Annotated in this window: 11 protein-coding genes; 3 read left to right on the top strand and 8 right to left on the bottom strand. The window is 62.3% G+C overall.

The window, feature by feature from the left end; translation table 11 throughout:
* Window positions 1–46 precede the first annotated feature (46 nt).
* Both narX and narL read left to right on the top strand, forming a co-directional pair.
* Window positions 47–1,831: a nitrate/nitrite two-component system sensor histidine kinase NarX gene (narX, locus tag L085_RS14230; RefSeq protein WP_015378206.1), complete on the top strand. Its 1,785-nt coding sequence runs from the start codon at window positions 47–49 to the stop codon at window positions 1,829–1,831.
* Window positions 1,832–1,841: 10 nt separating this feature from the next.
* Window positions 1,842–2,492, top strand: a complete 651-nt coding sequence (gene narL / locus L085_RS14225) for a two-component system response regulator NarL (protein ID WP_004934684.1) — start codon at window positions 1,842–1,844, stop codon at window positions 2,490–2,492.
* Here the strand turns inward: narL and L085_RS14220 are convergent.
* Window positions 2,489–3,934 (bottom strand): YchO/YchP family invasin, encoded by a 1,446-nt coding sequence (locus L085_RS14220; RefSeq protein ID WP_226988603.1) that lies wholly within the window; start codon window positions 3,932–3,934, stop codon window positions 2,489–2,491. The genes narL and L085_RS14220 overlap by 4 nt on opposite strands.
* A 495-nt stretch (window positions 3,935–4,429) precedes the next feature.
* Here L085_RS14220 and L085_RS14215 point away from each other — a divergent pair, with 495 nt between their 5' ends.
* Complete coding sequence (locus L085_RS14215) at window positions 4,430–5,098, top strand: A24 family peptidase (protein WP_044031030.1); 669 nt, start codon at window positions 4,430–4,432, stop codon at window positions 5,096–5,098.
* Here L085_RS14215 and L085_RS14210 read toward each other — a convergent pair.
* The 7 genes from L085_RS14210 to L085_RS14180 form a co-directional block, all read right to left on the bottom strand.
* Entirely contained in the window at window positions 5,095–6,705 is a 1,611-nt protein-coding gene (locus L085_RS14210; RefSeq protein WP_044031029.1) for a hypothetical protein, read from the bottom strand. The genes L085_RS14215 and L085_RS14210 overlap by 4 nt on opposite strands.
* 231 nt (window positions 6,706–6,936) lie before the next feature.
* The gene (locus L085_RS14205; RefSeq protein ID WP_044031028.1) at window positions 6,937–8,511 is read right to left on the bottom strand and encodes an ABC transporter substrate-binding protein; all 1,575 of its coding nucleotides are present in this window, start codon (window positions 8,509–8,511) and stop codon (window positions 6,937–6,939) included.
* 132 nt (window positions 8,512–8,643) lie between these two features.
* On the bottom strand, window positions 8,644–9,315 hold the full coding sequence (locus L085_RS14200; RefSeq protein ID WP_044031027.1) for an ATP-binding cassette domain-containing protein: 672 nt from the start codon (window positions 9,313–9,315) through the stop codon (window positions 8,644–8,646).
* Window positions 9,312–10,154 carry an ABC transporter ATP-binding protein gene (locus L085_RS14195; protein WP_044031026.1) on the bottom strand — a complete coding sequence of 281 codons (843 nt, stop codon included), beginning with the start codon at window positions 10,152–10,154 and terminating at the stop codon, window positions 9,312–9,314. The genes L085_RS14200 and L085_RS14195 overlap by 4 nt, the downstream gene beginning before the upstream one ends.
* Window positions 10,144–11,013, bottom strand: a complete 870-nt coding sequence (locus L085_RS14190) for an ABC transporter permease (protein ID WP_015378213.1) — start codon at window positions 11,011–11,013, stop codon at window positions 10,144–10,146. The genes L085_RS14195 and L085_RS14190 overlap by 11 nt, the downstream gene beginning before the upstream one ends.
* Window positions 11,010–12,065: an ABC transporter permease gene (locus L085_RS14185; protein WP_004934713.1), complete on the bottom strand. Its 1,056-nt coding sequence runs from the start codon at window positions 12,063–12,065 to the stop codon at window positions 11,010–11,012. The genes L085_RS14190 and L085_RS14185 overlap by 4 nt, the downstream gene beginning before the upstream one ends.
* Window positions 12,065–13,633 (bottom strand): ABC transporter substrate-binding protein, encoded by a 1,569-nt coding sequence (locus L085_RS14180; protein WP_044031025.1) that lies wholly within the window; start codon window positions 13,631–13,633, stop codon window positions 12,065–12,067. Before L085_RS14180 ends, L085_RS14185 begins: the two co-directional genes overlap by 1 nt.
* Window positions 13,634–13,683 lie beyond the last annotated feature (50 nt).

Genomic DNA, 13,683 nt, shown 5'->3' with positions numbered 1-13,683 from the left:
TTCGCCCCTGAGCTTCAGCGGCGCCAAATGCCAGGAACCCGCGCTTATGAAACGCCTGTTGGCCCCGCTTTCGATCGTGAATCAGGTCGCCCTGCTGATGTTGCTGTCGGGCATTCTGGGCGTGGCCGGCATGGGGATTTCCGCCTGGATGTCGCAAAGCATTCAGGGCAACGCGCATGCCATCAACAAGGCCGGCTCGCTGCGTATGCAAAGCTACCGTCTGCTGGCGCAGGTGCCGCTGGATGAACGGCATGAAGCGTTGATCCGCGAACTGGAGCGCGACGAAAACAGCCCCGACCTGCAGCGTTCGGTGGAGCAGGAAGGGTTGACGCAACCTTTCGACACCTTGCGCGACTACTGGCAACAGACCCTGCAACCTCGCCTGCGTAGCGCACAGCGCCCGGCCGACGCCGCGCCGCAGGTGGCGCACTTCGTGCAGCTGTTGGATAAGCTGGTCTCGGATATCGACAGGCAAACCGAGCGCCGCCTGCTGATGGTGACGCTGGTGCAGGCCGGCTTTATCGCGCTGACCCTGCTGCTGCTGATCGGCACCACCTGCTACCTGCGCCGCCGGTTGCTGCATCCGTGGCGGCAGCTGGTGGAAATGGCGTTGGCGGTGGGCCGCGGCGACTTTAGCCGCCGCTTCGCGCAGCGCGGCCATCAGGATGAAATGGCGTCGCTCGGCGGCGCGTTGAACACCATGTCCGACGAACTGTCGGCCACCTACAGCGGGCTGGAGCAGCGCGTAGCCGAGAAGACCGCGGATCTGCAGCAAAAAAATCAGATGCTGAGCTTCCTCTATCGCGCCAGCCGCCTGCTGCACGCCAGCGAGCCATTGTGCAGCCGCCTGACGCCGCTGCTCAACCAACTGCAAATCCTGACGCCGCTGCGCGCCATTCAGGTGCGGCTGTATGAAAACGACAGCCGGGAGCCGCTGCTGCAGCTGAGCGGCAACCAGCCGCTGCGGCCGGAGCATTGCCATAATCCGGTGTGCAGCGCCTGCCTGCACGACAGCGACCGCCAGCATCCCGACAACCCGTCGCTGAGCTGGAGCCTGAGTGACAAACTTGGCGACTACGGCGTGATCGTGGCGCAACATGCGCCGCAACAGCCGCTGAACGATGAGCACCGCCAGCTGGTCAACACTCTGGTGGAGCAACTGACCAGCGTGCTGGCCATCGAACGTCAGGTAGACCACCAGCAGCAGCTGATGCTGATGGAAGAACGGGCGGCGATCGCCCGCGAGCTGCACGACTCCATCGCCCAATCGCTCTCCTGCCTGAAAATGCAGATCGCCTGCCTGCAGATGCAAGGCGAAACGCTCTCGTCCGCCAGCCAGGCGCTGGTGCAGCAGATGCGCGAAGAGCTGAACGGCGCCTATCGCCAGCTGCGCGAGCTGCTGACCACCTTCCGCCTGCAGCTGACCGAACCGGGCCTGCTGGCGGCGCTGCAATCGACGGTAGCGGAGTTCAATCCCAAACTGGGCCTGAACATCAGCCTCGATTACCAACTGGGGCCGCGCACGGTGCCCGCCTACCAGGCCATTCATCTGCTGCAGATCGCCCGCGAGGCGCTCAGCAACATCCTTAAGCATGCCGCCGCCAGCGAGGTGAGCATTCAGGTCATCAACAAACGGGGCGAAGTGACCCTGAGCGTATGCGACAACGGACGCGGCCTGCCGGCCGAAACATCCCGCCCCGACCATTACGGCTTGATCATCATGCGCGATCGCGCCAAGAGCCTGCACGGCCGTTGCGACATTTTACCGCGCAGCGGCGGCGGCACCGAGGTGCGAGTCAGCTTCACGCCGGATAACCACGCCATCGACTAACGGAGACACCATGACGACAGAAACCGCCGCCACCATCTTACTGATCGACGACCACCCGATGCTGCGCAACGGCGTAAAACAGCTGATTGGCATGGACGCTCGCCTGCAGGTCATCGCCGAAGCCAGCAACGGTGAGCAAGGGGTCGCGCTGGCGGAGCAGCACGATCCGGATCTGATCCTGCTCGACCTCAACATGCCCGGCATCAACGGGCTGGAAACGCTGGATCGCCTGCGCCAGACAGACCTGTCGGGGCGCGTTGTGGTGTTCAGCGTGTCCAACCATGAAGACGACGTCGTCAGCGCGCTCAAACGCGGCGCCGACGGTTATTTGTTGAAAGACATGGAGCCGGAGGATCTGCTGAAGGCGCTGCATCAGGCGGCGGCCGGGCAGATGGTGCTCAGCGAAACGCTGACGCCGATCCTCGCCGCCAGCCTGCGGGAAAACCGCCCCAGCGCCGATCGCGATATTCAGCAATTGACGCCGCGCGAACGGGATATTCTGAAGCTGATCGCCCAGGGGCTGCCGAACAAGCTGATCGCCCGCCGCCTGACCATCACCGAAAGCACCGTCAAGGTACACGTCAAACACCTGCTGAAAAAGATGAAGCTAAAATCCCGCGTCGAGGCCGCCGTGTGGGTGCTGCAGGGCAAAAACGGTTAGTCGCCGCCGTACAGCGGCCCGGTTTGCGCCGGGATCGGCGGCGGCGTCAGGGTTTTGATCGGCGGCAGGCCCGCGTCATCACCGGCGGTCGCCGTCAGCGGCGGCGCCACTTTCAGCTCTATCCAGTTGGACGTCACGCGCTGCTGTTTATCGTCCTCCAGCGTGACCGATAGCCGGTAGCTGTTGGCGGCGCCCGGCGCGTCGTCCCACGGCGGCACGATCGCCGTCCAGCCCTGCGGATCGTTGGCATTGTGCGGCGGCGTCAGGCTCAGCGCCTGCGTATCCCCCTGCCAACTGACGTGAGAAATCCCGTTCAATGCCTTGATTTCCAGCACCAGCGGCACGGTTTCCCCCGCCTGCAGGCTCCACGGCGGCGTAGCGAGGAACACCTGCAGCGTTTTACGCTGGCGGAACTCCAGCACCGGCACGTTCTTGCGTTCGATAGGATCGTAGCGGCTGCCGCGCAGCGACTTGGCCTGCGCCACATACTCCGGCGAAATCTGCTTCACCAACGGCACCCCGAGCCGATAGCTCAGCGCCAGCTCGATCTGATCCTGGCTCTGCCCGCCCGCGCCAATCTTATGCAGCGCCTTCATCGTCACCAGCGGCACCGGGGTGTAATTGAGCCCCAGCTGCATCGCGCGCGGATCGTTTTGTTTTTTGCCGCTGCCGAACAGATCGACATTATCGCCGAGATACTGCTCATAGCTGAGCGAACCGCCGATCTGGCGATAAAACGGCAGATAGCCTTGCGTCGTAATGTCGTAACCGCGCGCCGGGCGGCTGAAAAACACGCCATCGCCAGGCTGTTGCGCCAGCGCCGACAGCGGGTAGTAATAGTTGGTGGAGAAACGCAGGTAGTCTCCCCAGGCCTCCGCGCCGACGCTGCCGCGATTGCGCTGCCGGGCGAAATCGCTGTCGAGCGCCGTGTTGTACCCCAGCAGCCAGTCACCGGCGATCCAGCGCTGCCCCAGCGCGAAATTACCGAGCGCCCCGGCGCTTTGCTGTAGCCAGCCGATCTGGCTGTAGGTCAGCAATCCGTCGACGTCGTACAGCGGGCTGAATAACTGCCCGTTGCTGCCGGTAAAGTCCCCCTCACCGGTCATCTTCAGCGATAATCGGGCGGTGCCCAGCGGCGACAACAGTTCCTGCGCCTGCTGTTGCAGCGCGCCGGTCGCCTGGCCCAGCAGATAATCCTCGGCGCGGCTGCGCATCTGCTGACGGGAAACGTTATTCAGATCTTTTTCGCCGAACTGCTTGGCCATCTCGGCCCACTGCTTCTCGCGCGCGGCGTCATCGGGCGCGCCGCCCAGTTCGGGCAAATTCGCGGCCGGATCTGCGGCGGCCTGTGCGGAAGAGACAACGCTCTCCGGCGCCGGCGGGGATTCGGCGCAGGCGGGCGCCGCGCCGGCCAGCCACACCAGCGCCCCGGCCAGCCACATCGTCCGGCGGCTGTGCCAGCGTCGTTTTTTGGTTTTGATGAGTCCCGCCTGAATTTCGTCTTTCATGGCACCGTTGGCCCCCCTCCCTCCTGGAGCGGGCCAACCCACTGCTTTGCTGTCGCCATTCCCGCGGCAGATCTGGAAACCCTACGCCCCGTCCAGGCCGGGGCGCCTCTCCCTTAAAGTCTAACGGCTTGACGAACAGAAACAATAGGATAAACCCCAATCACTCCCCAGTGACGCCGTCACTTACGCCCTTTACCGATCCATTCCGGCCGCCAGGTGAATTCACACCATTTCAGCACCGATTTTGCCGATAAAAAGCGCAACACCCCACTGCTGCGCGCCTCCGCGCATGACATTGCCTCACTCTGCAATACGTGAAGTGGCGATGCGTACAACTGCGCATTCCTCACAGCCCACCGCATTTCACCCCGATGAAATACGCATTTTGCCGTTATTTTAAACATCTATTTCACGACTGACGGAGCCCCGATGTTTCTTTCCTTAGTGTGGCCCGCGCTGTTTTTCACCGCGCTGCTGTCGGCAGGTGCGGTCGCCTTCACGCTCATCACCCGATTGGAGCGAACGGCGGCCGTGCGTGCCAGCCCACCGAAATTGCGCCGCCGTAGCCTGCTGCTGACGGCCTTCGGTTTGGCGTTGACGGCGCTGCCCTTCGACCTGCCGGCAGCACACCGGCTGTGGTTGCCGCCGGCCGCGGCGCTGCTGATCGCCCTGGCCTGGCTAGACTGGCGCCATCGGTGGCTGCCGGACCGGTTAACCCAGCCGCTGCTGTGGGGCGGGATGCTGTGCAATCTTGACGCTCGCTGGGCGACGCTGGGCGACGCGGTTATCGGCGCCGCCGCTGGCTACGGGGGGTTGTGGCTGCTCAACGCGCTTTATCGGCAGGTGCGGCGGCGTAACGGCATCGGCCAGGGTGATTTCAAACTGCTGGCGGCGCTGGGCGCCTGGCTCGGTTGGACGATGCTGCCGCTGCTGGTCTGTCTGGCGGCCATGTTCGGATTAGGCATGGCATTGACGCGCGGCCGCCGCAACCGCCGCGCCTGGCGAACGCGTCAACCTTTCGGCATCGCCTTGGCGGCCGCCGGCTGGCTGTTGCTCTTGATGGACGCCGGCCAGAACGCGCCGACGTTATTCGGTTAGTTCTTCAGTGTCTCGATCAGCCGATTGAGCAATCCTGCCACTTCCGCAGTGCTGGCCGTTGTCGGATTGGCCAGTGGCTGGATCACTGCGAGCCTGGTGGTGGATAACACCTCATCGCTGCGGATTTCCAACGCATCGGCGGGTGGCGTGCTCAATGAAACGCCGTCCGGCCGCCAGTAGCTGCCGCGCGTAGTCTGCACCTGATAACTGCCAAAGCCGAAATCTTTCTCGACGCGGTAATATATTTCGCAGCTTAACGGCCCGGTGCGCCGCAACATAAAGGCGCCTTTCGCACTATAGCTGCCTTTATTGACGACAAAGGCGGTCGCCTGCGAAGACAGATCGAACGTGATATATAAATCGCACGCCAGCACCTTGGTGCTTACGCCCTGTTGAAGAGTAATGCGCGTTGTAGGTTGCCGATCCGGCGCGGTCAGGGTGCCTAAAAAAGTCCACGATTGCTGTTTCGAGATATTGCGCGGCAAATGGTTGCTGGTGGCGGAAGGGGCAATTCCCCGCTCGCCCAGACTGTACATCGCTTCGACCCCGCTTAAAAACGACGTAACGTCGACGGTGCTTTTGCCGGCCACCGGGACGCCGCCGTTGTATACGTTACTGAAGGTTACCTCGGTATTGTTGCTGCAGGCGGCGATCGCCGCCGGGAACGGCGTCTTAGAACCGCTGTAAAGAGTCAACTGACCGATGTCCCAACGAGACTCGTTGATGAATCGGCACAACACGCTCCCGCTCTCCACATTCTGCGCATCCTGGATATTGATATTGCCTATCGTGCCCTGGGCAAAGTTGGTGGACAACACGCTGACATTGGCGGCGCGCTGCGTGTTGCGGTTCTCGCAACCCAACGAATTGATCGTGCCGTTAAAATCTTTGAACGAGTAGATATCGCCGATACAGTCATCCGCAGCCAACGAGCCGATAGTAGAGTAAAACCCTGAAATTCTGAACGCAGTCCCCTTGGCGCGAGCGGCGTAGAGGCCGTCTATAAAATTGGTGGTGCCGGACTTGTCCATCCACAGCACCCCATCGCCCGGCCGATTGGCGTTTGCCTCCATCTGCACATTCACCAGCCAGTTAATGAACATATCGCCCGAGACAAACAGCGAATAACCGCCGACCTTGGTGTAGATATCGCGAATATCAAACTTCGTCATATTGCGATCGCTGAACCACACGCCGTGAGTGTCGTCTACGTCGGTATCATCCCGCAACGTCAAGCCGTGCAGCGTCAGATTGGCGAAGCCTTTCACCACGATCACCGCTTTCTTCGTTTCGCCTTGTTCGTTGGTGTAACTGCTGTCCGCCGTCTTGACAATTTTGGTCGCCCGTCCCAATCCGACCACCCGCAACCCGATGCCGCCGTAGATGTCCGTTGTCGTCTGAATGAGTACGTGTCCGGCGACCGTATACACCCGCTTCCCAAGGGACAGCGTACCGCCGGCTTGCAGCGCCGCCGCCGCCGCTTTGTTGATCGCCGGCCCCCAGTTGCTTCCGTCGCTGTCCTGATAAAACTGTTCCGGCGTAACAACCTCACCGGTGGCGATCAAGGTTGCTGCGCGCGCTCCTGAAGCGTTTTCGTTATTGTCCATAATATCTCCTGACGTGATGTGTCCGCATCATTGCGGACGGCCGCGGTGAAAGGCGTCAACAACGCCGCCTTTCAGTGCCAATCTATCACCGTCATATGAGTGCGTTATGAAATTTCATTTTATTTCACCCTGACACAACATCTCGCGATCCGAGGTGACAACAGCCAGCGATTTCACTCGCCGTTGGCCTTTGGTGCGACAGAAAGCTCGGACAGGCCCGCGGCATTGCCGCTACTTGCTGACCCGATCCAGATACAGCATGCTGTTGGCGATATCCAGCCGGGCACCTTCGACGTTGTCTCGCAATGCCACCAGCGTTTGCCCCTGCAGCGCCACCACATACGGCGAACTGGCCTGCAGTTCCCGTTGCAACGTGACGTAACGTGCGCTGCGCGCGGCGCTGTTCCCTTCCGCAGCCGCGGCGCGCGTTTCCGCGCTGATGGCGGGAATGTTCCACTGGGTGCGCCAGGCCAGAGTTTTCGGCCCACCGGGCACGTTATAGGCAAAGGCGCTGGCGTTGGTGTTCGGATCCAGGTAGTCGGCGCCCCAGTAGGTGAAGATCGCCTGAAAATCGCGGCCGCGCATCTTGCCCCACAGATCGCTTTCTACCACCGGATGGATATCCAACCGCAGCCCGGCCTGCGCAAAACTGGCCTGCAGCGCCTGCGCGATGTCGGTATACGGCGGTTGGTTGATGACGATAAGATCGATGCGCGTACCTTCAGCGATGCCGGCATCGCGCAGGATCTGTTTGGCTTTGTCCACGTCGAGCTTAAACGGCCGATCGTCGAGTGCCCCGTCCAACCCCTGCGGCAAGAAGGCCTGATGCACGCGATATTGCCCTTTCAGCAGTTGCTCGGCGATGCTCTGATAATCGACCAGCCAGCGCGCCGCCTGCCATAACGCCGGATTGCCCAGCGCCGGATTGTCTTTGCTGCCGGTGTTGAAACCGAAGTAATAGATCCGGGGCGCATCGGCCTGCTCAATGCGCACGCCAGACGCGTTACGCAGTGAGTCGAACTGGTCGGCCCCCAGATCGTAGGCCACGTCGGCATCCCCTTTCAGCAACAGCAAACGGCGGGTACCGGCGTCGCTGACGTTCTTGAACAACACCGTTTTCAACCTTGCCGGCGACGGAGCGTAGTCATTACGGCCAAACAGCAGCGCTTCATGCGGCACATAGTTGTTCACCCGATACGGGCCGCCGCCGGCGGAATGGCTGCGCAGCCAGCCGTTACCGTAGTCCCCCTGCTGCGCGTGCTCGTTCAACAGCTTTTCATCCACGATCGAAGCCACATTCGCCGTCAGCAGCCGCAGCGCCAACTCGCTGCCGATGTTGGCGGGCCAACTGAGTTGCACCTGGTTATCTCCCACCTTCTTCAGCTGTTGTTCAACGTTATCCGGCGTCCAGCCAAACTCGCCGAGAATAAACGACGGCGCCTTGTTCAGCTTCACCGCGCGAACCAGCGAAAAAATCACATCTTCTGGCCGCAGCGGGTTGCCGGAAGCGAAACGCTGCTGCGGTTTCAGGGTAAAGGTCAGGCTGTGGCCATCGGCGCCCGCTTGCCAACTGCCTGCGGCGTCCGGCGCCAGCTTTTGCGGCGCGGCGCGATCCGGCGCCACCAGGCGCTGATAGAGGTTGACCAGATTGGCCGAACTGACGGTTTCAAAGCTCTCCGCCGGATCGAGGCTGATAATGCCCTCCAACGAACTGACCACCACCAAGGTATCCTGCGGGGTGGCAGCCTGCGCACCGAAAGCGGTCGCCAGCGCGCCATACAATAAGGTTGGAATTAACCGTTTCATCGATACACTCTCCACAATCACGCGGTTGCGCTGTTTTTCGAGTGTAGGGGGTAAGAATTAACAGAAGAACGACGATAAATTGCTTTATTTATTACCAAGATGGATATGCCCGCCGCGTTGGCGGGCACAGGTTTAAATGCTGATGCGGCCGTGCGCCATTGCCACCGAACGATCGCACATATGGTCAATCACGTCCGCATCGTGGCTGACCAGCACCATGGTCAGCTCGCCCGCCTGCTTCAGCTCGTTGAGCAGATTGAGGATCTCCGCCTGCACCGACATGTCCAACGCCGAAGTCGGTTCATCCAGCAGCAGCAACTTCGGCCGCAGCAACAATGCGCGCACGATCGCCACGCGCTGCCGCTGGCCGCCCGACAGCTGATGCGGGTAGCGATCCAGCAGGCGCGGATCCAACCCCACCTGGCGAAAGCCCGCGCTGATCTTGCGTTCGATATCGCTTTCCTGCAGCAGTTTGAGCGGCTCCGACAGCGTACGCAACAGCCGGTGCTTGGGGTGTAGCGAAGCATAGGGATCCTGAAACACCATCTGTACCTCGCGCCGCAGCTCGCCGGTAAATGCCTGCCCCGGTTGCAGCCGCCGCCCCAGCAGCTCAAAACCGCCCTGCCAGCTGCCATTCAGCCCGGCCAGCACCCACAGCAACGAGGACTTGCCGCAGCCGGAAGGCCCCACCAGCCCGAAACACTCACCCGGTTCGATGTGCAGGTTAACCTCATGCACCACGGTGCGCAGCTCGTAGCTCTGGCGGTGACTGACGCTCAGGTTCTCCAGTGCGATTACGCTCATTTCAACGTCTCCAACAGCGCGCGGTCCAGCACCGGCAGCGGTTTGCCGCGCGTCTCGCGGCTCGGCCGGCACGCCCACAGCGTGCGAGTGTAAGGATGCGTGGCCTGCGCCAGCTCTGCTGCCGGCAGTTGATCCAACAGCTCGCCTTTGTACATCACCAGCACCCGCTCGCAGTGGTGCGCCACCTGCTGCAAATCGTGGCTGATCAGGATCAGCCCCATGTTGCGTTGCGCCACCAGATTGTCTATCAGTTGCAGCACCTGATCGCGCATCTGGTGATCCAGCGCCGAAGTCGGTTCATCGGCAATCAACAGCTGCGGATCGTTGATCAACGCAATGGCCAGCATCACCCGCTGCCCCATGCCGCCGGAGAGCTGATGCGGATAACGGCCCCACAGCGCCGCCGGATCGGGCAACCCCACCGCCGCCAGCATCTCCAATACCTTTTCACGCCGCTCGGCGCGGCTCAGCTTGGCATGCAGCACCAGCGGCTCCTCCACCTGACGGCCGATCGGCTGATTGGGATTCAGCGCATGTTTGGGATCTTGCATCACCATCGCCACCCGGTCGCCGCGCAGGCGGCTCCACTGGCGTTCGCTCAGGCGCGTCAAGTCTTCATCGCCCAGCGTCAGGCGCTGCGCCTGCAGCTGCAACGGCGGCGGCAATAGCCCCATCAGCGCACGCGCGGTCAACGACTTGCCGGAACCGGACTCGCCGACCAGCGCCAGCCGCTCCCGCCCCATGCTGAACGAGATATTCTTCACCAGCGCCGCCGGCTGCGGCCCCGGCACGCCGATCGCCAGCCGTTCGACGGTCAATACAGTGTTATCAGTGCCCATGACGAGGATCCATTTTGTCGCGCAGGCCATCGCCCAGCAGGTTAAACGCCAGGCTGGCGAACAGGATCGCCCCGCCTGGTGCGGCGGCGACCCACCATTGGTCGAAAATCACTTTACTGCCTTCGGCCACCATCGAACCCCATTCGGCGGTCGGCGGCGCGACGCCCATGCCGAGGAACCCCAGACCGGCGGCGGACAGGATGATGCCGCCCAGGCTCAGCGCCGCACGCACCACCGCGCTCGGCAGGCATAAAGGCAAAATGTGGCCGACCATCAGCCGCAACCCGTTGATACCCTGCATGCGCGCCGCCGCCAGGTAGTCACTGCGGCGCAGCGCCAGGGTTTCGGCCCGCGCCTGGCGGGCAAAGGCCGGCCAGCTGGTCAATGCCAGCGCCAGCGCGCCGTTCATCAGCCCCGGCCCCATCACCGCCACGAACGCCAGCGCGATCACCAGACTCGGCAGCGACAGGAAAATGTCGGTCAGACGCATCAAAATGCGCTCGACCCAGCCGCCGAGGTAACCGGCGCAAATGCCGACCAGCAGGCCGATGGGAATGGTCAACACCAGAATCAGCGACACCAGGATCAGCGTCGGCCGCGCGCCGTAAATCACGCGGGAGAGCAAATCGCGGCCAAAGCCGTCGGTGCCCAGCCAATGTGCAGCCGAAGGCGGCAGTAACCGCAGCTCGATATGCTGCAGATTGGGATCGAAAGGCGCCAGCCACGGAGCCAGCAGCGCGGTGACAAGCAGGATCGCCACCAGCGCCGCGCCCAGCGTCAGCGTGGTCAGACGCCGACCGCGGCGGTCACCGACGGCTGGCTCGCTTTGCGGTTCGTGTTCAGAGAGATATTGGCTCATCGAGTTCGCGGATCCACTAAATAGGTCAAGGCGTCGGCCAGCGCATTCAACAGCACGAAACAGGTGCCGATCAGCAGCGTGGCGCCGAGGATCGCCGGCGTGTCGGCAGCAAACAGCGCCGAGGTCAGGTAACGCCCGACGCCGGGCCAGGCGAACACCGTTTCGGTCAATACCGCGCCCTCCAGCAGGCTGGCGTAGGAGAGAGACAGTACGGTGATCAGCGTGCCAAGCACATTGGGAAACACATGGCGCAGCAGAATGCGCAGGCGGCCGGCGCCCTTGGAACGCGCCAGCGTCACGTATTCCTTGTTGCACTCTTCCAGCATCGCCGCCCGCAGCAGCCGGGTAATGCCCGCCATCGACAGCAGCGCCAACGCCACCACCGGCAGCCACAGGTGTCCGATGGCGTTGTAGAACATTTCACGATCGCCGGACAGCCAGCTGTCGATCAACACGAAACCGCTGCGCGGCTCCATGCTGTACAAGTAAATGTCGTCCAGCCGCCCCGGCCCCGCCGACCAATGCAGCGTGGCGTAGAACAGCAACAGCCCGAGCAGGCTCAGCCAGAAAATCGGCACCGAATAACCGATCAGCGACAGCAGACGCGCCGCGTTATCCAGCCAGCTGCCCGGTTTGAGCACCGCCAGAAACGCCAGCGTAATGCCGCCGAGGGCGCCGAGGATAATGGCGCAGGTGGCCAGCTCCACCGTCGCCGGGAAGGTACGCAACAGATCGCTCAACACCGGCTGCGCGGTAATACGCGAAATGCCCAAATCGCCGTGCGCCAGGTGCACCAGGTAACGCCAAAATTGCACCGGCAGCGGCTGATCCAACCCCAGCTCGTGCCGCACCTGCGCATAGGTGGCTTCGCTGGCGTGATCGCCCGCCACCTGCAGCGCCGGATCGATCGGCGCCAGGTGCGACAGCATGAAGGTGAACAGCAGCAGGCCGAGCAGCGTTAACGCCAGAGACAGCGCGCCGCCGAGCAGCCGCCCGCCCCAGCGCCAATACCGCCGGGCCGCCCCGGCGCCGGCGGACAGGTCAGCGGCCATTACTTGCTGACCTTGCTGTAGAACACCATGTCAGGGTTGATGCCCTGCACATAGCCCTTGAGGTTATCACGCACCGCAATCAGGCTGCGCGCCTGCAGGCCGATGACAAACGGCGAGCTTTGCTGCACCTGTTTTTGCAGTTGCTGGTAGTCTGCCACCCGTTTGGCGGTGTCGTTTTCCGCAGTGGCGGCCAGCGTCAGCTTGCTCAGCGCCGGGATCTGCCAGTTGGCGCGCCAGGCCAGCGTCTTGCTGCCGTCTTCCGGGTTGTAGGCGAAGGCGGCGGCGTTGGTGTTAGGGTCGAAGTAATCCGGCCCCCAGGAGGTCAGCGTCGCATCGTAGTTAAGCGCTTTCACCTTGGTGGAGACCTGCGAACTGATGCCCGGCACCAGTTCGACCTTCACGCCGCCCTGGGCAAAACTGGCCTGCAGCGCCTGGGCAATATCCAGATACGGCGGCTGGTTGTTGACGTCCAGACGGAAACTGACGTTGCTCAGCCCCGCTTTGGCCAGTATTTCTTTGGCTTTCTGCGGATTGAAGCTGTACGGCTGGTCCTTGAGCGCGCCCAGATAACCGTCCGGCAGGAATGCCTGATGGCTCTGGAACTGCCCTTTCAGCAGATCGTCGGCGATGCCTTGATAATCGAACAGCCAGCGTGCCGCCTCCCAGAACGCCGGATTGCCGAGCGCCGGCGACGCCTTGGCATTGAACTGCAGGAAATAAAGCGAAGCATAAGGAATAGCCAGCGGTTTGACGCCCGGCTTGCCCTTCAGAGCCGCCATCTGGTCTGCCCCCAGGTTGCGGGCGATATCGGCATCGCCCTGCTCGATCAGCAAACGGCGCGCCGCCGGATCGGGCACGTTTTTGATCAGGATGGTTTTCAGCGTCGGCGCCCCTTCCGGCGAGCCCGGGTTGGCGTCCAGCACCACCACTTCGTGCGGCACATAGGTGCGGATTTTGTAAGGGCCGCTGCCGGCGGAGTGGCTGTTCAACCATTGATGCCCCAGATCGTCGCCCTGCTGGTGCGCCAGCGCCTCTTTGGCGTCGACGATCGAGGATACCGGCGCCGACAGCAGGCTGAGCACGAAGGCCGGGCTGACGTTCTCACTCCAGCTGATTTTTACCGTGTGCTCGTCCACCTTGCTCAGGTGTTGCTCCACGTTCTTCGCGTTCCAGCCCAGCTGCGTCAGGATAAACGACGGTTCGAGATTGAGTTTAACCACCCGTGAAAGCGAGAAGATCACGTCTTCCGGCCGCAGCGGATTGCCGCTGGCGAACCTGGCGTCCGGGCGCAGGCTGAAAGTCAGGCTGCGGTCGTCGGCGCCGGCCTGCCAGCTGCTGGCCAGGGTTGGTTTAAGATCGATGGGATTGTGCGGATCTGACTGGATCAGACGTTGATACAGGCTGTTGAACGACTGCACCGTGGTTAACTCAAATCCCTGGGCCGGGTCAAAGCTGACCACGTCATCGATAGATTGCGCGATCACCAGCGTGTTGGCCGGCGTCGCCGCCTGTACGTTAACGCTGGCCGCCACGGCCAAAAACAGCAAAGAAGGAACGAGCGCTTTCATCTGAAACTCTCCAAGCGGATGGAATTTATAATAATTTTGCGAGTGTATGC

This window comes from Serratia sp. FS14, assembly GCF_000695995.1.
GTDB lineage: Bacteria > Pseudomonadota > Gammaproteobacteria > Enterobacterales > Enterobacteriaceae > Serratia > Serratia nematodiphila.
Note: the sequence above shows the minus strand (reverse complement) of the source record. Positions and strands in the feature narration are given on the sequence as shown.

Excerpts from the sequence above, each read along its gene's own strand:
- narX (WP_015378206.1), top strand. The coding sequence starts at position 47 with ATGAAACGCCTGTTGGCCCCGCTTTCGATCGTGAATCAGGTCGCCCTG.
- narL (WP_004934684.1), top strand. The coding sequence starts at position 1,842 with ATGACGACAGAAACCGCCGCCACCATCTTACTGATCGACGACCACCCG.
- L085_RS14220 (WP_226988603.1), bottom strand. The coding sequence starts at position 3,934 with ATGTGGCTGGCCGGGGCGCTGGTGTGGCTGGCCGGCGCGGCGCCCGCC.
- L085_RS14215 (WP_044031030.1), top strand. The coding sequence starts at position 4,430 with ATGTTTCTTTCCTTAGTGTGGCCCGCGCTGTTTTTCACCGCGCTGCTG.
- L085_RS14210 (WP_044031029.1), bottom strand. The coding sequence starts at position 6,705 with ATGGACAATAACGAAAACGCTTCAGGAGCGCGCGCAGCAACCTTGATC.
- L085_RS14205 (WP_044031028.1), bottom strand. The coding sequence starts at position 8,511 with ATGAAACGGTTAATTCCAACCTTATTGTATGGCGCGCTGGCGACCGCT.
- L085_RS14200 (WP_044031027.1), bottom strand. The coding sequence starts at position 9,315 with ATGAGCGTAATCGCACTGGAGAACCTGAGCGTCAGTCACCGCCAGAGC.
- L085_RS14195 (WP_044031026.1), bottom strand. The coding sequence starts at position 10,154 with ATGGGCACTGATAACACTGTATTGACCGTCGAACGGCTGGCGATCGGC.
- L085_RS14190 (WP_015378213.1), bottom strand. The coding sequence starts at position 11,013 with ATGAGCCAATATCTCTCTGAACACGAACCGCAAAGCGAGCCAGCCGTC.
- L085_RS14185 (WP_004934713.1), bottom strand. The coding sequence starts at position 12,065 with ATGGCCGCTGACCTGTCCGCCGGCGCCGGGGCGGCCCGGCGGTATTGG.
- L085_RS14180 (WP_044031025.1), bottom strand. The coding sequence starts at position 13,633 with ATGAAAGCGCTCGTTCCTTCTTTGCTGTTTTTGGCCGTGGCGGCCAGC.